We start from the raw sequence: 21,215 nt of genomic DNA on the forward strand, positions 1-21,215 counted from the left end.
CCTTAGCCTCTCATAAAAACTTGACTTAAATATTTGTAACCGGTCCCCGAGAGAACCCTTTACGTTTTTCCGACAGGGAGATAAGAATATTACGGGGGGCCGAGGTTTAGTGGCGTGAACGAAGGTTCACTCGAAGACTACGCGAGGAAGCTAGCCTCGGAGCTAGGCCCCGAGGAGGCCTTGAGGAGGGTTGCCGCAGAGCTGTTCGAAGAGCTGAAGAACCCCTTCGAAGACGCGGAGAGGGTGCTCTGCGTGGGGCCGCACCCGGACGACTGCGAGTACGGCGCCGGAGGGACGCTCGCGTACCTCGCTAGGAGCGGGAAAAGGGTCGTGTACCTAATCCTGACCGACGGCTCCAAGGGGACTACGAGCCCGGGCGTCGACCCCCGAGAGCTGGCGGAGATCCGCAGGAAGGAGCAGGAGGAGGCGGCCAGGATAATCGGTGTCGAAAAGGTAATCTGGCTCGGCTACCCCGACACCGAGCTGCCCTACACCCCGGAGGCCAGGAACAGCGTTATCCGGGTGATAAGGGAGGAGAGGCCGGACGTAGTGTTCTCGCCCGACCCATGGTTGCTCTACGAGGCTCACCCCGACCACAGGGTCGGAGGACTGCTCGCGGCGGAGGCAGTGATGCTATCACCGTTACCGCTGGTACACGTCGGCGCGCCTCACGCTGTTAAACGCTTGGTCTTCTACTACACTGCTAGGCCTAACTTCTTCCAGCCGGTTGACGGTTACGTGGACATCAAGCTAAACGCCCTTAGAAGCCACCGGAGCCAGTTCGAGGAAAACTGGGGGCTATTCGAGCTATACCTGAAGACGCTGATGGCGGCTTACGGCGCGAGGGTCGGTGCGAGGTACGCGGAGCCACTGAGAGTCCTCCCGGCAACCCTGTTACACGCCACTGCCCTCTCGGAGATAGTCTAGGGTAAAAGAGTAGCGCGCAAAACCTTCGGGGACGCGGATGGGGGAGCAGAGGCTACGTAGAAGGATCGGGTTGCTCGAGGCCTTCAGCTTCGGCTACGCGGACGTAGGGGCAGGTATCTACATGACCCTGGGGCTCGTCGCCGCCTACGCCGGGCCAGCGACACCCCTAGCATTCGCAGTCGCGTCGGTGTCGTACCTTTTCACGGCTCTCAGCTACGCGGAGCTCAGCGCAGCCTACCCTGAGGCTGGGGGCGGGATGGTATTCGCGGATAGGGCTTTTGGAAGGCTGGCCGCTTTCATAGCCGGGTGGAGCCTCCTGCTGGACTACGTCGTTACCGGCTCTATATTCGCTCTCTCGACTACGGGCTACCTGGGGCACCTCTTCCCCTTGCTGAAGCGGGACGAGTTCTTCGGGCCCGTAGCGGCTCTGCTCGTCTTCTTCCTCGTCGTGCTGAACATTCTCGGCATCAGGGAGTCCGCGGCCTTTAGCTCTGCGCTAGTCCTGCTCGACATCGCCGGTCTAAGCGTGATAATGGGTATAGGCTACCTGACGAGCTTCAAACCATTCTTCGACAAGGTAAACCTGGGGGTGAACCCGGATTGGCAGAGCTTCATGTACGGCTCGACGCTCGCGATGGCGTCGTACCTCGGGATAGAGGTAATCTCGCAGACGGCCGAGGAGACCAGGAGGGCGGGGGCTACGATACCGAGGGCTGTGAAGCTCGTGAGCGTAGTTGTCATCTTCTTCGCGCTTCTCTTCTCGACGCTCGCTGTCGGCACTGTCGGGTGGGAGGTTCTCGCCGCCTCCCAGAAGGACCCGGCGGCTGTGGTGGCGGAGCACCTGCCTTACGGATCGGTGCTCGCACTGTGGGTCTCCGTGATAGGTATGACGGTCTGCTACGCCGCGACGAACACCGGGATCGTGGGGGTGTCGAGGATGGTTTACGCGATGGGGAGGGAGGGGATGCTTCCCCGCTGGTTGACGGAGCTACACGGCCGCTTCAAGACCCCCTACAGGGCTATAGTGGTCTTCGCGGTAATCCAGCTACTGCTAGCCTACGTCGGGCACCTCGGGTTAGCGGCAGACCTCTACAACTTCGGCGCCCTGCTATCCTACATGGTCGTCAACCTCTCGGTCCTGGCGCTCCGCGTTAAGGACCCGCACAGGTACAGGCCGTACAAGGTTCCGGGCAACGTCCCGCTCAGAGTGGGCGGCAGGAAGGTGTACGTGCCCCTGGGGGCCGTCCTAGGCTTCCTGACGAACTTGGCGATGTGGCTCATGGTGGTATCCACGCACAAGGAGGGCAGGCTCGTAGGGTTCGCCTGGCTCCTCGCAGGCCTCCTGGTCTACGCCGTTTACTCTAGGAGGCGCCGAGCCGAGCCCCTCACTCCCTCGTCGCCCTGACCGCTTTGTACACCCTTCTGAGTAAGCGCGACCTTACCTCGTCCTTCCTCTGGGGGTTAAGCACCCTCACTCTTACCCTCAGGTAAACCGCGTCGGGCTCAAGCCCTACGACGAAGATCTCCGGCTCCTCGAGCCCCTCCTCCTTGGCTTCCTCCTCGATGGCGCCCTTGACCTTCCTCAGTAGCTGGTCTAACCCCTCCGAGGGGCTCGCGGCGAAGTCTACGTCGACGTAGAAGCCTGTACCCGCGGTCAGGTTGTACACCCTTTCCTGCAGAAGCCTGCTGTTCGGGATGTAGAGCTTCTCGTGGGACGACGTGAAGACGACCGTGTAGAGGTCGTTGACGTCGATCACTCTTCCGCAAGTATCGCCGACCCTAATCCAGTCTCCAACCCTGAAAGGCTTGTACATTTCGAGGAACTGCCGTGCGAAGATGCTCGGTAGCACGTCCTTCAAGCCTAGGATTACAAGCGCGCCTAGAAGCGCCGTGAACACGAGGACTGTCTCGAGCCTCAGGTTCAGGAGCTCTAACGACACAAGGAGCCCTACCACGTAGATAGTCCATGAGCCGTAGCGGCTGATTATCTCGGAGAGGAGGGGGTTGATCTTTCCTAGCGACTTCCTCACTACCACCGAGAAAAGGTAGCCGGCTACGACCGTCAGCGCTATGCTAGCCAGGAAGAGTAGTAGGTTGGCAAAGCCCCAAGGCAGGCTGAGCTCGAACATCCATTATCCAAGAATATCCTGCCTAGTCTCATTTATTGCTTCCTCTCTCCCGGCGAGCACGAGCCTATCGTCGGCTTCCAACACGAGGTCTTCCCCCGCCTCCACGAGGCTCCCGTCCCGCACGACCGCCACCACTTTCAAGCCCTTCTCGACGAGCTCCCGCAGGGGCTTGCCTATCGCCGGGGAGTCCGGCAACACTCTGATCTCTACGACCGCGAAACCCCCATGCTTGAAGAGAACCCTGTAGTCTACCTCTGTCACAGCCCTTACGAAGAGCTCTGCCACCTCGTCCAGGCATATGACCTCGTCTGCCCCCGACTGGGCCGCCTTCTCCTTGTTCTCGGCGTGGTTCACCCTGACGACAACCCTCGGTACCCCGAACCTCTTCTTGGCAACAGACGCTACGCGTATGTTTAGGGAGTCGCTACCCGACACCGCGAAGAGGACGTCGGCCTTGTTTACCCCGGCCTCCTCGAGTAGCCTGATAGACCTGGCGTCACCGCAGTAAACGGTGACGTCGAGGCTCCCGGCAAGCTCGCCGCACACCTTCTCGTTTTTCTCCACGACGACAACCCTGTCGCCCCTCTTGGAGAAGAACTCCGCTATCGAGTAGCCGACCCTTCCCCCGCCTATCACCGCGACGAACATAGCGCTCCCTAGAGGTACTCCTAGAGAACTTAAAAACCTTTAGAGAGACACGCTTATCTAGCTGTTTCTCCAGTTTTACCTCAATGTACGACCTGGTAGTCGTCGGGGGAGGACCCGCAGGGTCCTCCGCGGCTATCGCGGCGGCACGGGCAGGGCTGTCCGTGGTGGTTCTCGAGAAGGGCGAGAGGAACAGGGACAAGTACTGCGGCGGAGGGATATCCGTGCTTACCCAGAACAGCCTTAGAGAGCTGGGCGCCGCGGAGGCGTTGGAAACGTTCGAGAACTACGCTGAGGGACACGTGCTTGTACTACCCGGCGAGAAGGTACTCGTAGACGCTATACCGGGGCTTGGCTACGGTCTCGTGAGGCGTAGCGTTTTCGACGCGAAGCTGAGGGAGCTCGCGGAGAGCTACGGGGCTACGGTTAAGCACGGCTTCGAAGCCTCCTCCATAACCGTTGACGGCGATAAGGTGGTTGTGAGGAGCAGGAAGGGAGAGGTGGTCGAGGGGAGGTACGCGGTCGTAGCAACCGGGGCGGGGAACTTCCCAGAGAGGGCTCTCGGCTTCCCGCCTCTGAGGCCGGAGAACCTGGGGCACTGCTGGGGCACCGAGGCGGAGTACCCGGTATCCGCGGAGGTGGAGAGGTGGCGTCACGAGTACGGCTTCACTCCGATATTCCTGATGTTCGGCTTCGTCACCTACGGGTACATGTGGGTATTCCCGAAGAGGAACCACATGAACGTCGGGATGGGCACCACGCTGGCAGAGTCCGCAAGGTACGGCAGGCTACACCTGGAGGGCTTCGCCCGGGGGCTCGAGCTAGCCCGGAGGATGGGCATTCTGAGCGAGCCCGGGCGCCTACGTGTGGACAGGTCGTGGCTGATCCCCGGGAAGCCTAGGGCGGTCACGTACTCCCAGGAGAGGAGAGTGCTCCTAGCCGGGGACGCGGCAGGCTTCGTGCACCCGTTAACAGGCGAGGGGATCTCGGGGGCTGTGCGGAGCGGGCGGCTAGCCGCGGAGACCGTTAAGCAGGCGCTCGACAAGGAGGATCCCGGGTTGCTGAAGGAGTACGAGGCTAAGTGGTGGGCAGACTTCGGGGAAGACGCGTACGCCTACGGCTTGAAGCTCACGAGGCTCATGTACTCGAGCCCGGCGCTGCAGAGGCTGGGGCTCTCCATGGTGTTTTCCGACGAGGAAGCTTCGAGGCTACTCTCCATGCTACTCTACAGGGCCGACAGAAGCGCTAGCCGCAGGCTCTACGAATACCTCTTGAAGCACTTCCCGGAGCTCCTCCTGAAGCAACCCTTCGCGGGGAAGAAGAGGGACTACTCGAAGAAAAGGCTAAAAGCCGGGTAGCGCGACAGCGGCTGATGCCTCAGCGCGAGAGGGCTGGGAACTTGACGCCGAGAAGCTCCTCCGCGAACCTAGAGCTATCCTCCCAGGATACTGTGCTGAAGAAATCCCTGTCGGCGTTTATCGCCGCCTCCACTATTCTCTCGGCGCCGATCTCCCGGAGAGCGTAGAAACCGTGTATCCCCCTCCCCCCGGGTAGCGGTCTCCACATGCTTATCCACCTCTCCTCTTCGCCGAGCATCCTGAAGGCTGTCTGCGTGGCTCCCTCGTAGGCACCCGCGAGGAAGTAGAACACGTTTACACCCTCGGGAACCTCTATGCTGTAGAAAGCCTCCTTACCCTCCCCCTCCTCGATGGTTATCCAGAGAACCCCATCCGCTACGGGCTTAGCGTTAAGCCTCGGCAGGTGCCCGGCGAAGATGTACCAAGCCCCCTCCCCGAATACCTTGACGAAGCCGGCGAGCTTTCCCGGGTCGAACCTGCGCGGCCACAGCGCGGATAGATCCTCGGGCTTAGCCATCCTCGTCATCGCTATTGTGCCACTCCACACGCCGTTCCTGAAAAGCGCCTTGTTGACTTCGCTCGGCGAAGACACCTCCCTGGCTACGCTTGAAACCATGTAGGCAAATAGCATCTGTGGTACCAGCACGTGAACCGTTGGGGCAAAATGCTTCTGTATCCTCATCAGGATTCTGGCTATCTCCGTCGCCATTGTCTGCACGCCTCGCGCAATCGCGCAACGCGCGCTATTAAGGTTAACTCTCGTCTAGAAGGCTACCCGCGTCTTGAACCCTGCTATGAAGCCTTTCGTCATCAAGGAGTCCGCTATCCTCTTAACCTCGCCGTAGCTCTTACCCGTGATCCTAGCTATCTCGGCCAGCCCCCTCTTACCGTCGCAGAGCTCGAACACTGCCAGCTCTTCCTCGGACAGCGCACCCTTACCCGGAGCCTTGGGGGCAGGTACGGGTACGAGGTCTACGGGTACAGGCGGGGCTACCGCCCGGGGTTGCTCGGGCTTCCTGACCTCGGGGCGCCGCCCCTCGAGCACCCAGAGTCTAAGCTCTTCGATGCTCCCGGGGTCCTTCACGGAGGCTGCGAAGAACTCGAACCCCCTTTCCCCGGCGAAGCCCTTAAGCCTCGCGACAGTGTCTCCGTAGGGGGAATCCGCCTTCGCCGCCACCAAGCACTTTCTCTCCGCGTTCTCGACGACTACGAGCGCCTTTGGTTCGAGGGCCCTCTGGAACGGCTGGCTGGCATCGGCGACTAGGACTCCGACGCTAATCCTCCACCTCCCGGCGATCGTCGAGACCACGTCTAGGGACTCGTGCCTACCTGCAACCTCCCGCACCACGACCCCTCCGCTCAGGGGGTAGTCCCTGTAGTAGGACGGCTCGTCGAACCTTACGTCGAGCTCCGGGAAGAGAGCCTTTATAAGGGAGGACTTGCCCGAGCCCTTCGCGCCTGCGAAGACTACGAGCTTGTAGAGCGACATCTACGCTCAGTGAACGTAAACCCGTACACCTTTATGTATTTCGCATGCTAATATATTAGGTCCACTTGCGCGTAAGTAGCGCCGGTGAAAAGCATGAAGATAGTTGTTGTCGGTTGCGGGGCTGTCGGCTCCCTCGTGGCTAGGCTCGCGGCCAAGTGGAAGGTTGCGGACGAGGTTCTGTGCTTGGACAAGGACGTGGAGAGGGCTAAGAGGTACCTCGACTACCCGGAGCCGCTAGGCATACCGGTGGAGAGGGCGGACGCCCTCGCCGCCGAGGAGCTAAAGGCGAAGGTAGCGGGCTACGACTTCTTGGTGAACTCTCTCCCGACGTTCGTAAAGGTCGACAAGGCTGAAAGGTTGCTCAACCCGCAGCTAATGAGCGTCGCGCTGAAAGCGGGGCTCAACTACGCGGACCTCGCCTGCTACGGGGGGAAGAGGAGGAGGGCCGAGCAGCTCTCCTTCTCCAAGGCGTTCAGCGAGGCGGGCCTTCTCGCCCTCATAAACATGGGGGCCTCCCCCGGCCTTTCCAACATACTCGCGAGGGAGGTCTACGAGGATCTCGACTCGGCGGAGTCTCTCTACGTGATGTCCCTCGAGGACCAGAGGGGGAGCTCGTTCGTGATTCCGTGGTCGAGGGAGGAGATGCTCAACGTTGCTTCGCCTGAGCTGTGTTTCCGCGGCAGGAAGTACTCCCTCAGGGAGCCCTTCTCCGAGAGCGCGCTCTGCAACTTCCCGGAGCCCATAGGCCCCGTTAGGTGCTACTCCGTCTCTAATGACGAAGCCTACACGATCCCGGCTTTCCTGAGGATCTCGAACTTCTACTACCTGGCCGGCGGGAGCGACATAGAAGTCCTGAGGGCTCTGTACAGGCTCGGCATACTGAGCGACGTGCCCGTGAAGCTACGCAAGGCGACGGTAACCCCCAGGGAGCTACTCTACCACATCCTGCCCCCGACCCCCTCCCCCGAGTACATAGTCAGGGTGGTAAAGGAGGGGGACCTCGAGGACGCCTACTTCGCGCTACAGGTGTACGCCGAGGGCGAGGTTAGAGGCGAGAGGGCGGTCTCGAAGAGGTACCTCGTCTTCCCATCGCAGAGAAGGGTAAACGAGCTGATGCCGGGGGCTACCTACATCACGTACCCCACGGCTCTGAGCCTCCTAGCCGTGCTCAGCGCGGTTAAGGGGAGAAGGCTTAGGGGGGTCGTACCCGGTGAAGCCCTACCCGGGCCCATTAGGCGCGCGGTACTGGACTACCTGAGGGTTCAGGGGATAACTGTAGGCGAGGAGTTCAGGACCGTTGCCTAGCGGGGCGCCTACGGGATCTGGAGGTAGACAGCCGCGAAGCCCAGGGCGAGGGTTGCCGCCGTAACCGGTAGCCCGACTCTCAGCCACTCCTTGAACCCGGCGGACCTGCCCAGCCTTTTCTCCAGGACGCTGAGCGCCACTATGTTCGCAGTGCTACCTATCGGTGAAAGGTTCCCGGCGTAGACGGCCGAGAATAGCGTCAGCCACCAGAACGGCTCTGTGTGGAACCCCTGGGCGCCTAGCTCGTGTACAACCCGGGATAGAATCGCGACGGCGATCACGTTGTCCATGAAGGCGCTCATAAGGGAGGAAGAAAGCGTGAACGCTCCCATGAAGGCGCCTACCCCCGACGCGGACAGAGAGCCTAGACTCTTCGACAGAACCTCTACGACGCCCGTTTTCTCCAAGGCTCCGACCGATGCGAAGAGCAACAAGAAGAATACGAGGGTAGGCCACTCCACCTTAGTTTCCAGCGCGTGAAACCCCCTCGAAGGGTCTAGCAACATTATGAGCCCAGCCACCATCAGTGGGGCTGCTAGGAGGAGGGAGTTCTTCGGCAAGCCGAGAGCCTCCTCTAAAACGTGGTGCGCGGCTATGAAGAGTATCGTAGCGGAGAACACGGACGCGTCCCTGTAGAGGGTTCTCCTTTCCAGGGATGCCACGCTCCACCCATCGGTAAACCTCTGCGAGGCGAGGGCGTTTCCCTCCTCGATGTACCCCCTAAACAAATGCATGAGTATAGCCGCCGCTACCACCAGGGACAGCGCGGAGACGGGCGCGGCCCGCGCCAGGAAGTCCGAGAAGGTCAGCCCGGACTCGAACGCCACGAGAACGCCCACAGGGTTCCCGAGCGGGGTCATAGCGCTACCTATGTTCGTCGCGAAGATGGAGGCAATGACTAGCGGTAGGGGGTCGACGCCTATCTTTCCGCTCAGCGGGAGCACTACGGACAGCATAACGAGTATCGAGGTAACCTCGTCGACCAGCGGGGCCAGGAAGCCGGACAGGAAGACTACCACCAGGAACGTTGCCCTGAAGTTTACACCGACCCTCCTCACGATCTCCTGGGCGATGAACTCGAAGAACCTGTCCTCCTCCAGGTAGCCCACGATAGTCATCATCGCTATCAGGAAGGCTATCACGTCCAGGTGCGAGTGCTCGACAAAGTACTCTACATCGAGCACGCCGAGCAGGAAGAGGGCGGAGACCCCCAGGAACGCGAAGGGGAGCCTGTAGGTCCAGAGTAGCAGGGTCGCGTATATCGTCATCAGGAAGGCTGTCAGGGCGAGCACTTGCTGGGCCTCCAACCCGAGGAGCGAGGACGCGAGAGCGGTGACCAGACCGGCTACCAGCACTAGGAGAACCCTGAAGGCGTACTGCTGGGAGGCCGCGCGCTCCACGACCATGAAGCTTCAACGGCAAAGAACGGAAAAACATAAGAGTTTTCCCACGAAGTACTCCAGAGGTGTACGCCGCGTGTCCAGCGATGCACAAAAATGGGTTCAGACGGCGGCGAACTTCGCCCGGGTAGGGGAGCTGTCGGTGAGGATAGGCATCCTCGTAGCCGTGGTCTACGGTATCTTCTGGGCAATCAAGCTGTTCTTCGAGTACATCCACGGGCTACAGTTCCTGAGCAGGCCCTTCGTCGAGTACATGGCGTTCTCCGCAGTCTCCTTCGCCGTAGCCGCGCTCACGTCCTACGCGAACGAGCGTTACTCGGAGAAGGGCAACTTCCGCATGGCGGGACTCACCGCGCTGGTAGCGGCGTCAGTGCTACTTATCCCGGCGACCGTGGCAGGCGTGCTACTGCTCCTAGGCGGCCTGGCGCTCTACATTAGCGCCGAGATAGTCAACGTCGCGAAGATAGAGTTCAAGAAAGCCTAGCGCGAGCCGGGGGCTCAGGCGGAAACTTAGCCCCGAATCCCCGCCCTAGCGAGGAATCTCTCCGGGTCACTCGCGCGCGTGCGCGAGCAAAGTATAAATGCCCCCGCTGGGCTTATGACGGCGGGATATGATGAGCGGACTGGAGGTACGCGGCTTAAGGGTGTCGGTTAACGGGAAGCTTGTACTCAGGGGAGTCGACCTAGAGGTCCCTCCGGGGGTTATCGTAGGCCTCATAGGCCCCAATGGTAGCGGTAAAACCTCCCTGGCTTACTCCATAATGGGCCACCCGCTCTACAGGGTCGAGGAAGGAGAGATAACGCTGGACGGGGAGGTTATCAACCACTTGAAGACTGAGGAGAGGGCTTCCAGGGGGTTATTCCTCGTCTTCCAGTCTCCCCCGGAGATAGGGGGGTTGCCGGTCTCGGTATTCCTGAGGGAGGTCCTCGCGCGCAGAGGAGTAGAGGTAGGCGAAGAGGCTCTCTCCATGTACATGCGGGAGGTGGGCCTCGGCGAGGAGTACCTGTCGCGCTACGTCCACGAGGGCTTCTCCGGAGGCGAGAAGAGGAGGTTCGAGTTCCTGCAAGCACTACTCTTCAAGCCTAAAATACTCATAGTCGACGAGCTGGACTCGGGGCTAGACCTCGAGGGTGTGAAGAGCCTCACTGGGAAAGTCAGAGAGCTCGCAGAGAGCGGTGCAGGAGTCCTCTACATTTCCCACAACCCCCTGGCTCTCCGCACCCTGAGGCCCCACAGGATAGTGGTGCTCGTCGACGGCAAGGTGCGCGCCGCCGGAGGGCTAGAGCTCCTGGACGAAGTGGAGGAAAAGGGCTACCAGGTGGTTCTGGGTGAGTAAGACCAGCCTGCTGGAGAGCCTCAGCCTCGGCGAGGTAAGCCTGGACGCGTTGAGGCTTAAGCCTAGGATCACGCTTAAAGGTAGGATCTCGCGTAGCCTCGTGGAGGAGATCTCGCGCTCGAAAGGAGAGCCCGAGTGGATGCTGAGGCTACGCTTGCGGAGCCTAGAGCTCTTCGAGAAGCTCCCGGAGCCGAACTGGCTCGTCGGCGTCGACGAGCTAGACCTCGAGGAGCTCGCCCACTACGTGCACCCGGACGTCGAGAGGGTGTCTCGCTGGGAGGACTTGCCGGAGGACGTCAGGAAGGTGTACGAGAGGCTCGGGTTGCCGGAGATAGAGAGGCGCGTGCTCTCAGGGCTCGCAGCACAGCTGGAGAGCGAGAACGTATACCTGGCCTTCAAGAAGTTCCTGGAGAAGCAGGGGGTAATACTGATGGATATGAGCGAGGCGGTCCAGAGGTACCCCGACCTCGTGAAGAAGTACTTCATGAGGGTCTTCCCGCCGAGCGACCACAAGTTTGCCGCGTTGCACGGCGCCCTCTGGAGCGGGGGAGTCTTCCTCTACGTCCCGCCAAACGTAAGGATAGAGGCACCGATAGAGGCGTTCTTCTTCATAGCCAGCGAGCTGGAGAGCCAGATGGAGCACACGATAGTAGTAGCCGACGAGGGGAGCTTCGTACACTTCATCGAGGGTTGCGCGGCGCCCATGTTCAAGAAGTACAGCTTCCACAACGGAATGGTAGAGGTCTACGCCCACAAGGGTTCACACGTGAAGTTCACGACTGCCCAGAACTGGAGCAAGAACCTCGTGAACTTCAACAACAAGAGGGCTCTCGTCGAGGAGGGGGCGGTCGTCGAGTGGGTGGAGGGTAGCATTGGGAGCAAGGTGAGCTACGTCTACCCCTCGGCGATCCTCAGAGGCGCGAATGCGCGCGTATCGATAACGAACATAACCCTCGCGAAGGGACCCGTGTGGAAGGACGGAGGGGCAAAGGTGTACCACTTGGCGCCCTCCACGAGTAGCGAGGTGGTAAGCAAGAGTATAAGCGCGGACGGGGGCACAGCTGTCTACAGGGGCCTAGTGAAGGTCGCGAGGGGCGCCCGGGGCTCCACGGCGGCGGTCAAGTGCGACAGCCTCATACTCGACAAGAAGTCCAAGGCCCTCACCTACCCGAGGAACGAGGTCGACGAGGAGGACTCCACCGTGGTCCACGAGGCGACGACCGGGAGGCTAAGCGAGGAGGCTCTCTTCTACCTGAAGACCAGGGGTCTCAGCGAGTCCGAAGCCAGGAGGCTCGTAGTACTGGGCTACGTCGGGGACGTGCTCGGGAAGCTCCCCTTCGAGTACCAGGTGGTATTCCGGAGAGTACTCGAGCTAGAATTCGAGGAAATAGGTGGCTACGCGTGAAGGTAGCCTACGAGAACCTCCCGTACCAGCACGTGGCCGACTCGCCCGCGACGAAGCACTACGCTAACTGGGAGGTCTTCGAGGAGTACGTGGCCAGGCGGGAAAGGGCGTCCAGGCTCGGCGTCGACGCGGGGCTCCTGGTGCTCCGGCCAGACGTAACCCTGTCCCCAGGCACCGTGGGCGTGGAGGACGAGCCCTCCTGGCCCCTACCCGTGGACACGAAGCTACCGGCGTTCCACTTCTCGAACCTCGCCTCCTCGCTGAGCCTAGAACTCTCCGGCGAGAAGCTCGTCGTGGCAGTAGAGAAGCCCCTCGAAGGCTTCTACTCGGCACACCTGAACGTGAGGCTCCGGGGCTCCTCCTCGCTTATCCTCGTCTCCCTGGCGCCCCCAGAGGCGGCGGGGCTCTCGACGCTATCTCTGAACGTCTCCGTCGAGGAGGGCTCCAGGTCGCGTCTCGAGGTAATACTGTTCGACTCGGGAAGCTCGGCGACCGCGTTGATGGCCGTGGCCCGGCTAGGGGAAGGCTCGGCGCTCCAGGAATCGGTAGTCGCCGTGTCGGGCAGAGCCCTCTACGCGGACCTAAAGGCCTCGCTTAGAGGAGGAGGCTCGTCGCTGGACAGTTCGATACTCGCCGTGTCCCCGCGGGAGGCTCACGCAAGCCTCAACACGGATGTAGCGGTAGAGTCGCCGCGCTCATCCGCCCTCATCAGGCTCGTAGGAGCCTCGGCGGACGGCTTCCTGGCGCACAAGGGGGCAGTGAAGATAGTCAGAGGCTCCGTGAACGCCCGGGGAAGGCTCTCATCGAGGCTAATACCCCTCACCCCCTCCTCCAAGGTCTACGCCTCCCCCACCCTCGAGATAGAGTCTGACGACGCGGAAGAAGCCCAGCACTCGGCGTCCCAAAGCCCGGTAGACCCCCAGAGGATATTCTACCTCAGGAGCAGGGGCTTCACGGAGCAAGAGGCGCTCCGCCTCGCCCTGAAGGCAGAGGCCTTCAAGGCGTTCGAGGGAAGAAGCCCGAATGGCTACGTGCTGTTCTACATCGAGGAAGCCCTGAAGGCCGCGTTGCGAAGCGTCTCGGCTGGCTAGCGAACTAAAAAACTTTGAATCGAAGGGAGGCCGTAAGGGTCTATGCTTTTAAGCATTTTCCGCAAGGTTAATAGGAGTTATAATTTCCAAGGGTTAACGATAAAAATGTCCCAGCAGAAAACCGGCCCAGCCGGCAAGACCCTGGCTGTAGCGGTCGTGATAGGCCTTCTCATCGGCGCAGTAATCGGCTACGGGATCGCCGCGGCAACCATGGTTCCCTACTCCAAGTACGCCGAGCTCGAAAAGAAGCTCGAACAGCTACAAGCCGGCGCCGCCGCCCCGGAGTACACGTTCTACTACGTCTCCCACGGAGGCCCCGCTGACCCGTGGTGGGCCCCAGTAATCAAGGGATCCCAGGACGCGGCGAGGCTCCTCAACGTGAAGGTCGTGTACAGCGGGCCCGAGAAGTTCAGCATACAGGCCCTGGTCGACCTGCTGAACAGTGCTATCGCGGCTAAGCCTCAGGGCATTATACTCACGATCACGGACTACAAGGCGCTCGACGAGCCGGCGAGGAGGGCTATCGCGCAGGGAATACCCATAATTGCCGTCAACGTCCCTGACCCCAGGCCGCCGAACGAGAGGATACCCTACCTTAGCTACGTCGGGCAGAACGAGTACGACGCTGGCTACTACCTAGCCAAGTACCTTGTAGACAAGGGCTACAAGCCGAAGCGCGTAGTGATAGGGATACACGAGGTAGGGCACATAGGTCTCGAGACAAGGGCGAAGGGGATAACCGACGCGATCACCCAGGCGTACCCGGGGACACCCGTCGAGAAGCTCGACATAACGACGGACCCGACGAAGGCCGCGGAGGTCTTTAAGAGCTACCTAACCGCGCACCCGGACACCGACGTCATATTCACGCTCGGACCCCTCGGGGCCCACCCGGCGCTCCAGGTTCTCCGCGAGATGAAGCTAACGGGCAAGGTCCACCTCCTAACCGTCGATATCGACAACGTGATACTTAAAGCCATAGAGGCTGGAGAGCTCGACGCGGCTGTAAGCCAGCAGCCCTACGCGCAGGGCTTCCTGCCCGTAGTCTTCATGTACCTCTACGTGAAGTACGGGATAATCCCGCCGCCCCAGGTGCCGACAGGGCCCACCGTTATCGACAAGGCGAAGCTGGAGACCGTGAAGAAGCAGATAGCGACGACAGGGGGAGCCTAAAAATTTGTTTTTCTTTTTCCCCTGGTGACCGGGTATGGCTACACGGGCAGAGGGTCTGCGTAAAGCCGGTTTCCTGGCGCAACACCCGGAGATAGGGGTTGTCTCGAGCTTTTTCTCGATAGCCGCTGTTTTCCTCGTGCTCGTCCCGGACAAGTTCCTAACGCTACCTACGTTCTACAGCATACTCACGCTCGCAGGCGAGCTCGGCGTCGTGAGCCTCGGGGTAGCGTTCCTCATGATCACCGGGGAGTTCAACCTGTCCGTGAGCTCCGTCTACGCCCTCGTGCCCATGGGGGTAGCCATCATGGCGAACATGGGTGTAGACATGTTGCTAGCATCCGTGGTTATGCTCGCGCTCGCGTACGGGATAGGGGTACTCGTCGGCTACGTGACCATAAAGACAGGGATACCGAGCTTCATAACGTCGCTCGGCATGATGATGTTCCTGCGCGGCATACTGCTAGCAATCACGGGCGGCTTCCCCGTCAGGCTCGAGCACGACCACTGGCTCATGTACGCCCTCAACGGCCCAGTCGGGGAGCAGGGGCTCAGGACGAGCGCCGCGTGGCTCGTAGCACTCACCGCGCTGCTAGCGTTCATCCTCGACTGGACCCCCTACGGCAACTGGACGTACGCCGTGGGGGCGAGCCCGAACACGGCTAGGGAGCTGGGAGTCTCCGTCACGAAGGTCAAGCTCCTGAACTTCGGCCTCTCGTCCCTGCTAGCGGGGCTCGCGGGGCTAATGGCGCTGAGCAGGTTCAAGGTCGTAGACCCCACGCTGGGGCAAGGCCTGGAGCTGGAAGCCATAACGTCCGCGGTACTCGGGGGGTGCCTGCTCACCGGGGGTTACGGCAGCATAACGGGGACCTTCCTCGGAGCCTTCCTCATAGCCATGACGCGCGTCGGGCTCGTCCTCGCGAAGGCGCCCGCCTACTGGTACAGCGCGTTCATAGGAGTGATACTGATAGTAGCCACCGTGATAAACATATTCGTGGTGAGGAAGTACGTAGCCGGTGGGTGAGAGCGTGGCGGAGCCGTTGCTGGAGATGAGGGGGATAGTGAAGAGGTTCGGCAGGGTGGAGGCGCTTAGAGGCGTAGACTTCCACGTCGGCAGAGCCGAGGTGGTCGGGCTAGTCGGCGACAACGGGGCGGGGAAGTCCACCCTCGTGAAGATAATCGCCGGCGTCTACCAGCCGGACGCCGGGCAGATGTTCTTCGAGGGGCAACCCGTCGTGTTCAGGCACCCGAGCGAGGCTAGGGCTAGGGGCATAGAGATAGTCTACCAGCACCTCGCGCTGATAGACTTGCTGAGCATAGACAGGAACATATTCCTCGGAAGGGAGCCCACCAAGAGGATAGGCCCAATAGCGATCCTAGACAAGGCGAGGATGGAGAGGGAGGCGTGGAGCATACTGCAGGACATCGGGCTTAGGAGGATCCGCTCGCCGTCTGAGAGAGTAGCGAAGCTCAGCGGGGGAGAGAGGCAGAGCGTGGCTATAGGGAGAGCCATGCACTTCAAGGCAAAGCTACTAATACTCGACGAGCCGACAGCCGCCCTCTCGGTGCGCGAAACGCGGAGAGTGCTCGACCACGTACTAGAGGTCAAGAAGCAGGGAGTAAGCGTCATAATAATCTCCCACAACATCTACCACGTCTACGAGGTATCCGACAGGATAGTAGCACTGGACCACGGCAGAAAGATACTCGACGTGCCAAGGGAGAAGGTTACCCCCGAGGAAGTAATAGACGTAATCAGGACGGGAGCCCCCGCCACCCCACAGCCAGAAGAAAACCAGCGCGTATAAACGAATCGCGTATAAACGAAAAGCATATATTATTCGCCGTTACTAACGGCACATGTCTGCGGAAGGCGAAAAATTCTCGCTAGTAGCTACGTTCGACCCGGCAACGCAGAAACTAGTCATCGAGTTCCACCCGGCGACCTCGGAGCCCCCGGACGCCACCCTCTCCTGGGCTGAGGGGAGGCCCTCCCGGCTCGTGATACACGACTACAAGAGCTTCCTCTGTAAAATACTCGAAGAAGTGTTGCGCCGCTAAGGGCGGCTAGGCTAGCTCGGCGACCTCTCGGAGGACTTCCCACACAGTCTTCTCCCACTCAGCGGAAGGCTTCAGGCTCTTCAAGTCGTAGAGCTCCCAGAACGGCTTCCCGGGGTTCGGGCTGGAAAGCTTGTCGGCGTACTTCTCGTACAGCTCCAGAGCGGCGGACCACGCCGCGCCCACGCTCACCTTTTTCTCGGCGACGAGGTCCGCCAGGCTCGCGACGAACCACGACTCGAAGCCACCGCCGTTCGGCTGGGTCCCGTTCGCCGGTACGGGTCCAAGCACGTTGAGCCCCGACGCTACGGCGACGAACGTGTTGGCGGCCGCCTCGTAGAGGTACTCTCTCGTGCCGCCCCCGTTGGCAGGCCAGATGTCTGCCACGACCGGGAGTCCCATGTACCTGTTCGCGAGGCCGACGACGGACTCTACCCACATGCATTCAAGCGTCGAGGTCGCCTTCCTCAGTATGTGAACCGGGTGCACCAGGAAGTAGCCAGCCTCGTAAGCGACCAGCGCGAGGAGAGTCTCGGCGACGCTGACGATAGCGGAGCCCGCGGGCCCCCTCGCGTACCCGCCCACCACGGGGTCTACCAGGGCGGCCCCTATGAGCCCCCTCGCTAGCCCGACGTACGCCTTAGTCAACTGACCATAGTCCGTTTTAAGCTCGTTAAGCACGGGGAGCAACTGGGCGTCCCCCTCTCCCAGGAGCCCGAGGGAGAGGGCGGAGAGGCTCCCCACCGAGGACACGCTACTCTCAGCCCCCAGTACGTGCATACCGGGCCTCCCGACAGCCCGCAGAGCCCTCCTAACCCCCTCAGCCTCCTCGATACCCGCCAGCGCCTCGCTCGGCGCGTAGCCCCGCACAGCCTCCCCCGCTACAGCCTGGATGCTCCCGTGGTCCAAGGCGTCTACCCTCGGCACAGCGGCGTACGAAGCCGCGGACGCCTCGAAGAACTCCAGAGGGACGGGCGTCCCCGCAAGGCCCCCGAACACGAAGACCCTGTCCCCCGGGCCCCTCGCTCGGAGCACCCTCTCGTCCTTGCCGCGCCCGACCCTGAGCTCCCTCGGGGCGTTCCTCAAAGCCTCCCTGACCTCCTCCTCGGTGAACCTCGCAACGCGCGACTCGTCGACCACGTAGAGCCCCGTCTCGACGGCGAGGGTGAACCCAGCCTCGAAGACGGGTTTAGCCAGGTCCTCGCTGGGAGCCGGGCTCGACGGGTCGAAGCTAACCCCGTACTCCTTCTCCAGCTCGGCGACCCTCCTGGAAACCCTCTCCAAGTCGAACCTCTTCTGCTCTACGTACTCCCCCTTCCTCGCCCTCAGCTCTACGAGGAGCGGCCCCCTCACGCTGTGGAAAACGCTCCGCGAGCTTATATACTTGAAGCGCGTGCTCTGCGTAGCTCCTCTACGAGCTTCGCACACTTCTCCACGGCGTCCACCGCGTCCCTGCCGTAGGCGTCCGCGCCTATCTCCCTCGCGATCTCCTCGGTTACGGGGGCTCCCCCCACTATCACCTTGACCTTGTCCCTGAGGCCCGCCGCCTTCAACGCGTCTATAACGTTCCTCATCTCCAGCATCGTGGTAGTGAGGAGAGCGCTCATACCGACAACCTCCGCCCCGTACTTCTCGACCGCCTCCACGAACCTCTCGGGCGGCACGTCCACCCCGAGGTCCACCACCTCGAAGCCGTTAACCCTGAGCATAGTGGCGACGAGGTTCTTGCCGATATCGTGTATATCCCCGCGCACCGTCCCTATCACCACGCGCCCCCTAACGCCGGCCCGGGAGCCCTTAAGCCTCGGCAACACGTACTTCTCCATCACCGAGTTGAATATGTCCCCAGCCTCGACGAGCTCCGGGAGGAAGTACTCGCCTCTCTCAAACCTAACGCCGACCTCCACCATCCCCTTTCTCAACCCCTCCTCGACGACCTCCACGACGTCGCAGCCAGCCTCGAGAGCCTCGGAGACCAGGCGCTCGACAGTCCCGGCGTCCAGGTCGGCGAGCCTCCTCGAGATCTCCGCGTAGACACCCCTGCAGTCCACGGGGATCACTCCAGTATCAAGACAACCCTCTCGGGCACGAACCTCAGCTCCTCCCCCTCCCTGAGGAAGCGGTAGGCAACCCTAGCCCCTCCCTCGAACTCCTCCACGTCTACCACGCCGACGCGTACACCCCTTTCCGCGACCATCAACGCGAAGTCCTCGAAGTAGTCGTAGAAGCCGCAAGTCACGCAGAAGCTACCCACGAACTCGGCGACAAAGCCGTCCCCACGCCACTCCACGACCCTCACCTGCCCCTCGCTACCGTGAAGCCTGTTAAACTCCTCCACAGCCTCCTCAACGGCTACGCGAGCCTCAACCACGCCGCAAGAAACGAGCAGAAAAAGAAAAACCTTACTCTTACCCTCTGTACGTGAATACGTAGGAAGCCTTAGTGCCGTACTTCGTGACAACCTCGACAGTATAGGTATTACCGGCTGTTAGAGTGACAGAAGTAGTCACCGTACTGACTTGTCCAGGACTAATTACTACGGGAGTTGCAAGTTGATAATTATTATTATTACTGTTTATTATTGTTCCTGAACCGTTAAAGACGTAGATCGTGGTGATGTTAACCTTTACATCTCCAACGTTTCTCACGTATGCGGTTAACGTAGTGCCATTGTAGCTTACTGCTTCTATTGCGATTCTCTCTTGTAGCTGGGTTGTGCTTGCTTGCTGTGTGAGGGTTCCTTGGTACCCGGTGATCCAGATGTACGCTAGGACTGCCGCGGCTACTGCTATGACTATTAGGAGTAGTGTTGCTATTACGGGGCTTACGCCCCTCTTTTTCATCGTTTTCACCGGTAATACCTTTGTATTTTTAGCTTTATATACGTAGCGATAAAAATGGCTATATGTTGCCGCCGTAGTAGTCTGCCCGGGTTAGCTTGAGGAAGAGTTTCTTCGTGTCCTCTATTTCCCGCTTGACGCGCGGGTCCTCCACCTCCTTTCTGCGCTTCTCGTTGGACTCCAGGACGAACTCGAATAGCTTCGAGGGGTAGGCTTTGTTCAGTATCTCGGTGTTGGGTATCAGGCAGTGACCACCTATGTAGTCGGGGAAGTAGACGGGCCTGTCTCCCAGCACCTCGTGTACCTCCGCTATGAATTCGGCTACGACCCTTATGTCGGCGCCGTACCTCGCCGCGACCCTGTGTAGCTCCTGCCACGAGGCTATCATCACGGCTCTATACACGGTCTCCCAGAGCTTCGCTATCTCGAGCGACTCGGGGCTACTGGCGAGCTTCACCTTGAAGCCTGCCGCCTCCAAGTGCCTCTTCGCCTCTTCGGTGAAGCCCTCGGGGACCGCACTGACCCACTTCGGCCAGAAGAGCAGGTGCTTCTTCAGGTTTGGGTGCTTCCCCCTGACGGGGGTGTAGGCGACGGGTAGCCTTGCCTCGCCGTGTAGGAGCCTCGTCGTGCCCGGCGCGACCGTGGAGTGCACGAAGACAGCCCTCGGCTTCAGCTTCTCCGCGTAGGACTTGACGGCGTCGACGAAGCGCGGAGTGAACGGTATGGCTACGTGCAGGTAGTCCAGCGGCGCCGGCACGTCTTCCAGCCTGTGCACGGTCTTCGACGGGTCCAGGTCGTAGCCGTAGACCTCCATCCTCCCGGAGTCCCTGAGAACCTCGTAGACAGCGGAGCCAACCTCTCCTAGACCTACGACGAGCACTCTCTCCATACCCTTCGAGCTTCACGGCGAATCAAAAATACTTTGTGGTTTACGGTTGCATGAAGCCCTCGGACTTCAGTAGCTCTACGCCGTTCTTCAAGAGGTGCGACGCTGCGAGTATGGCGACGAACAGGAAGACCGCCTTTCCGAACAGGTAGAGCACCTCGCTGAGCATGGAGCTGAACGCGGCCCCCGCGTCCCCGCCTATCTGCGGCTTCTGGTACGAGAGGGCTGCCTGCACTGCCAGCACGAAGACGAGGACTATGAGCGCGGCGCCTGAGGCCAGTAGGAGGGCGGCGATCTTCCTGTTGCTCATACCCGACGTAGAGATTCTCCGCGCGCCTCTATTTATTGCTTGCCGGGCACTTTTCCTTGAACCTCGAGGCGTCCTGAGCCATGTAGACGTTGTTGAACATCACGTAGACCTCCTCGGCGCCCAGCCCGCTCACAATCGAGCAGAGCGTCGATAAGTCCTCGTCGGTGTACCGGTACCTGTAGTTCACCTCGCCCGGGCCTATCCCGTGGAGCCTGAAGTAGGCCGTGGGCCTCTCGACGACGGGCTTCGACCTGAACGGGTCTACGACGTGGACCACGCGGCTAAACCTCCCCACAACCTCGGCTATCCTCTCGGGCTTCCTGAGCCAGTCGCCTCTAGGCTCCCAGCCCAGCAGGAAGTCCCCCGTCTCCACCGAGGAGAAGAACTCGACGGCGTTCCTCAGGTTCTCGTCGCTCGCGTCGAAGCTGGGCGGAGTCTGCAGGACTACGAGCCTCGCCCCCAGGGCTTTCGCGGCCCTAGCGGTCAGCTCCCACGCCTCGAAGACCTCCTTCGTCGGCCTGAGGAAGCCGTACCTGTCGGCGAGCTCCTTCCCGGGCTTAACCCTCGCCCTCTTCCACGTCGGGCTGTCGAGAGGGTGCGTAACGGCCTGCCAGGCTTTCATCGTGAAGACAAAGCCCTCCGGCGCCTCCCTCCTCAGCTTCGCGAGCTTCTCGGGGTCGGGCGGGTTGTAGAAAGTCTCCTGGAGCTCCACGGCGCTGAACATCGAGTAGTACTTGGAGCGCCCCACGGGGAAGCCGCAACACCCGACGAGCAGCCTCGCCATCGTTAAAAGAGCCGAGTAGCGAGCGATAAGCCTAACGTTCAAGCCCTCCGCTCGTGGGCGAAGCCTAAGCCTCGCTCAAGC

The 21,215-nt window shown here is 60.9% G+C and carries 24 protein-coding genes; 12 read left to right on the forward strand and 12 right to left on the reverse strand.

Annotated features, from left to right (window positions below):
* The first annotated feature begins 114 nt into the window (after positions 1 to 114).
* Together TPEN_RS06135 and TPEN_RS06140 are read left to right on the forward strand one after the other, a co-directional pair.
* Positions 115 to 927, forward strand: coding sequence for a PIG-L deacetylase family protein (locus TPEN_RS06135; protein ID WP_011752858.1), 813 nt, complete (start codon positions 115 to 117; stop codon positions 925 to 927).
* 37 nt (positions 928 to 964) lie between these two features.
* On the forward strand, positions 965 to 2,332 hold the full coding sequence (locus tag TPEN_RS06140; RefSeq protein WP_011752859.1) for an APC family permease: 1,368 nt from the start codon (positions 965 to 967) through the stop codon (positions 2,330 to 2,332).
* On the opposite strand, the gene TPEN_RS06145 is transcribed toward TPEN_RS06140, so the two are convergent.
* Both TPEN_RS06145 and TPEN_RS06150 read right to left on the reverse strand, forming a co-directional pair.
* Positions 2,313 to 3,056: a mechanosensitive ion channel domain-containing protein gene (locus tag TPEN_RS06145; RefSeq protein ID WP_011752860.1), complete on the reverse strand. Its 744-nt coding sequence runs from the start codon at positions 3,054 to 3,056 to the stop codon at positions 2,313 to 2,315. The genes TPEN_RS06140 and TPEN_RS06145 overlap by 20 nt on opposite strands.
* 3 nt (positions 3,057 to 3,059) lie before the next feature.
* The gene (locus TPEN_RS06150) at positions 3,060 to 3,704 is read right to left on the reverse strand and encodes a potassium channel family protein (protein WP_011752861.1); all 645 of its coding nucleotides are present in this window, start codon (positions 3,702 to 3,704) and stop codon (positions 3,060 to 3,062) included.
* 83 nt (positions 3,705 to 3,787) lie between these two features.
* On the opposite strand from TPEN_RS06150, the gene TPEN_RS06155 reads away from it, so the two are divergent.
* The gene (locus TPEN_RS06155; protein ID WP_011752862.1) at positions 3,788 to 5,059 is read left to right on the forward strand and encodes an NAD(P)/FAD-dependent oxidoreductase; all 1,272 of its coding nucleotides are present in this window, start codon (positions 3,788 to 3,790) and stop codon (positions 5,057 to 5,059) included.
* 19 nt (positions 5,060 to 5,078) lie between these two features.
* Here TPEN_RS06155 and TPEN_RS06160 read toward each other — a convergent pair whose 3' ends face one another.
* On the reverse strand, positions 5,079 to 5,777 hold the full coding sequence (locus TPEN_RS06160; protein WP_052885220.1) for a hypothetical protein: 699 nt from the start codon (positions 5,775 to 5,777) through the stop codon (positions 5,079 to 5,081).
* A gap of 45 nt (positions 5,778 to 5,822) precedes the next feature.
* Positions 5,823 to 6,548, reverse strand: a complete 726-nt coding sequence (locus TPEN_RS06165) for a GTPase domain-containing protein (RefSeq protein WP_011752864.1) — start codon at positions 6,546 to 6,548, stop codon at positions 5,823 to 5,825.
* 93 nt (positions 6,549 to 6,641) lie between these two features.
* On the opposite strand from TPEN_RS06165, the gene TPEN_RS06170 reads away from it, so the two are divergent.
* Positions 6,642 to 7,853 carry a saccharopine dehydrogenase family protein gene (locus TPEN_RS06170; RefSeq protein ID WP_011752865.1) on the forward strand — a complete coding sequence of 404 codons (1,212 nt, stop codon included), beginning with the start codon at positions 6,642 to 6,644 and terminating at the stop codon, positions 7,851 to 7,853.
* A gap of 8 nt (positions 7,854 to 7,861) precedes the next feature.
* Here TPEN_RS06170 and TPEN_RS06175 read toward each other — a convergent pair whose 3' ends face one another.
* Complete coding sequence (locus TPEN_RS06175; protein ID WP_011752866.1) at positions 7,862 to 9,259, reverse strand: ArsB/NhaD family transporter; 1,398 nt, start codon at positions 9,257 to 9,259, stop codon at positions 7,862 to 7,864.
* A gap of 70 nt (positions 9,260 to 9,329) precedes the next feature.
* Between TPEN_RS06175 and TPEN_RS06180 the strand changes: the two genes are divergently transcribed.
* The 8 genes from TPEN_RS06180 to TPEN_RS06215 all read left to right on the forward strand — a co-directional run bounded on the left by TPEN_RS06180 (position 9,330) and on the right by TPEN_RS06215 (position 16,317).
* The gene (locus tag TPEN_RS06180) at positions 9,330 to 9,737 is read left to right on the forward strand and encodes a hypothetical protein (RefSeq protein ID WP_011752867.1); all 408 of its coding nucleotides are present in this window, start codon (positions 9,330 to 9,332) and stop codon (positions 9,735 to 9,737) included.
* Positions 9,738 to 9,864: 127 nt separating this feature from the next.
* Positions 9,865 to 10,590: a Fe-S cluster assembly ATPase SufC gene (gene sufC, locus TPEN_RS06185; RefSeq protein ID WP_245534147.1), complete on the forward strand. Its 726-nt coding sequence runs from the start codon at positions 9,865 to 9,867 to the stop codon at positions 10,588 to 10,590.
* Positions 10,583 to 11,995, forward strand: coding sequence for a Fe-S cluster assembly protein SufB (gene sufB / locus TPEN_RS06190; protein ID WP_011752869.1), 1,413 nt, complete (start codon positions 10,583 to 10,585; stop codon positions 11,993 to 11,995). Before sufC ends, sufB begins: the two co-directional genes overlap by 8 nt.
* Positions 11,992 to 13,086, forward strand: a complete 1,095-nt coding sequence (locus TPEN_RS06195) for a SufB/SufD family protein (RefSeq protein ID WP_011752870.1) — start codon at positions 11,992 to 11,994, stop codon at positions 13,084 to 13,086. Before sufB ends, TPEN_RS06195 begins: the two co-directional genes overlap by 4 nt.
* A 105-nt stretch (positions 13,087 to 13,191) precedes the next feature.
* The gene (locus tag TPEN_RS06200) at positions 13,192 to 14,259 is read left to right on the forward strand and encodes a sugar ABC transporter substrate-binding protein (RefSeq protein WP_245534148.1); all 1,068 of its coding nucleotides are present in this window, start codon (positions 13,192 to 13,194) and stop codon (positions 14,257 to 14,259) included.
* Between the two features lie 34 nt (positions 14,260 to 14,293).
* On the forward strand, positions 14,294 to 15,280 hold the full coding sequence (locus tag TPEN_RS06205) for an ABC transporter permease (protein ID WP_011752872.1): 987 nt from the start codon (positions 14,294 to 14,296) through the stop codon (positions 15,278 to 15,280).
* 4 nt (positions 15,281 to 15,284) lie between these two features.
* Positions 15,285 to 16,064, forward strand: a complete 780-nt coding sequence (locus tag TPEN_RS06210) for an ATP-binding cassette domain-containing protein (protein WP_011752873.1) — start codon at positions 15,285 to 15,287, stop codon at positions 16,062 to 16,064.
* 52 nt (positions 16,065 to 16,116) lie between these two features.
* Positions 16,117 to 16,317, forward strand: a complete 201-nt coding sequence (locus TPEN_RS06215; RefSeq protein ID WP_052885222.1) for a hypothetical protein — start codon at positions 16,117 to 16,119, stop codon at positions 16,315 to 16,317.
* Positions 16,318 to 16,323: 6 nt separating this feature from the next.
* Here the strand turns inward: TPEN_RS06215 and TPEN_RS06220 are convergent, their stop codons facing one another.
* Genes TPEN_RS06220 through TPEN_RS06250 form a run of 7 tightly spaced genes read right to left on the reverse strand, consistent with a single transcriptional unit; the run spans position 16,324 to position 21,134 of the window.
* Positions 16,324 to 17,667, reverse strand: coding sequence for a monomethylamine:corrinoid methyltransferase (locus tag TPEN_RS06220; RefSeq protein ID WP_011752874.1), 1,344 nt, complete (start codon positions 17,665 to 17,667; stop codon positions 16,324 to 16,326).
* A gap of 23 nt (positions 17,668 to 17,690) precedes the next feature.
* Positions 17,691 to 18,365 carry a cobalamin B12-binding domain-containing protein gene (locus TPEN_RS06225; RefSeq protein WP_011752875.1) on the reverse strand — a complete coding sequence of 225 codons (675 nt, stop codon included), beginning with the start codon at positions 18,363 to 18,365 and terminating at the stop codon, positions 17,691 to 17,693.
* 5 nt (positions 18,366 to 18,370) lie between these two features.
* Complete coding sequence (locus TPEN_RS06230; RefSeq protein WP_052885223.1) at positions 18,371 to 18,685, reverse strand: hypothetical protein; 315 nt, start codon at positions 18,683 to 18,685, stop codon at positions 18,371 to 18,373.
* A gap of 37 nt (positions 18,686 to 18,722) precedes the next feature.
* Entirely contained in the window at positions 18,723 to 19,157 is a 435-nt protein-coding gene (locus TPEN_RS06235) for an archaellin/type IV pilin N-terminal domain-containing protein (protein ID WP_011752877.1), read from the reverse strand.
* Positions 19,158 to 19,215: 58 nt separating this feature from the next.
* Positions 19,216 to 20,043, reverse strand: a complete 828-nt coding sequence (locus tag TPEN_RS06240) for a Rossmann-fold NAD(P)-binding domain-containing protein (protein ID WP_011752878.1) — start codon at positions 20,041 to 20,043, stop codon at positions 19,216 to 19,218.
* Between the two features lie 40 nt (positions 20,044 to 20,083).
* Positions 20,084 to 20,350 carry a hypothetical protein gene (locus TPEN_RS06245; protein ID WP_011752879.1) on the reverse strand — a complete coding sequence of 89 codons (267 nt, stop codon included), beginning with the start codon at positions 20,348 to 20,350 and terminating at the stop codon, positions 20,084 to 20,086.
* Positions 20,351 to 20,378: 28 nt separating this feature from the next.
* Positions 20,379 to 21,134, reverse strand: coding sequence for a DUF72 domain-containing protein (locus TPEN_RS06250; protein WP_011752880.1), 756 nt, complete (start codon positions 21,132 to 21,134; stop codon positions 20,379 to 20,381).
* Between the last annotated feature and the right edge of the window lie 81 nt (positions 21,135 to 21,215).

This window comes from Thermofilum pendens Hrk 5 (assembly GCF_000015225.1).
GTDB classification, from domain to species: domain Archaea; phylum Thermoproteota; class Thermoprotei; order Thermofilales; family Thermofilaceae; genus Thermofilum; species Thermofilum pendens.

Coding starts and splice junctions, on each gene's coding strand:
- TPEN_RS06140 (WP_011752859.1), top strand. CDS start 965: ATGGGGGAGCAGAGGCTACGTAGAAGGATCGGGTTGCTCGAGGCCTTC.
- TPEN_RS06145 (WP_011752860.1), bottom strand. CDS start 3,056: ATGTTCGAGCTCAGCCTGCCTTGGGGCTTTGCCAACCTACTACTCTTC.
- TPEN_RS06150 (WP_011752861.1), bottom strand. CDS start 3,704: ATGTTCGTCGCGGTGATAGGCGGGGGAAGGGTCGGCTACTCGATAGCG.
- TPEN_RS06155 (WP_011752862.1), top strand. CDS start 3,788: ATGTACGACCTGGTAGTCGTCGGGGGAGGACCCGCAGGGTCCTCCGCG.
- TPEN_RS06165 (WP_011752864.1), bottom strand. CDS start 6,548: ATGTCGCTCTACAAGCTCGTAGTCTTCGCAGGCGCGAAGGGCTCGGGC.
- TPEN_RS06170 (WP_011752865.1), top strand. CDS start 6,642: ATGAAGATAGTTGTTGTCGGTTGCGGGGCTGTCGGCTCCCTCGTGGCT.
- TPEN_RS06175 (WP_011752866.1), bottom strand. CDS start 9,259: ATGGTCGTGGAGCGCGCGGCCTCCCAGCAGTACGCCTTCAGGGTTCTC.
- sufC (WP_245534147.1), top strand. CDS start 9,865: ATGATGAGCGGACTGGAGGTACGCGGCTTAAGGGTGTCGGTTAACGGG.
- TPEN_RS06200 (WP_245534148.1), top strand. CDS start 13,192: ATGTCCCAGCAGAAAACCGGCCCAGCCGGCAAGACCCTGGCTGTAGCG.
- TPEN_RS06205 (WP_011752872.1), top strand. CDS start 14,294: ATGGCTACACGGGCAGAGGGTCTGCGTAAAGCCGGTTTCCTGGCGCAA.
- TPEN_RS06215 (WP_052885222.1), top strand. CDS start 16,117: ATGTCTGCGGAAGGCGAAAAATTCTCGCTAGTAGCTACGTTCGACCCG.
- TPEN_RS06235 (WP_011752877.1), bottom strand. CDS start 19,157: ATGAAAAAGAGGGGCGTAAGCCCCGTAATAGCAACACTACTCCTAATA.
- TPEN_RS06240 (WP_011752878.1), bottom strand. CDS start 20,043: ATGGAGAGAGTGCTCGTCGTAGGTCTAGGAGAGGTTGGCTCCGCTGTC.
- TPEN_RS06245 (WP_011752879.1), bottom strand. CDS start 20,350: ATGAGCAACAGGAAGATCGCCGCCCTCCTACTGGCCTCAGGCGCCGCG.
- TPEN_RS06250 (WP_011752880.1), bottom strand. CDS start 21,134: ATGGCGAGGCTGCTCGTCGGGTGTTGCGGCTTCCCCGTGGGGCGCTCC.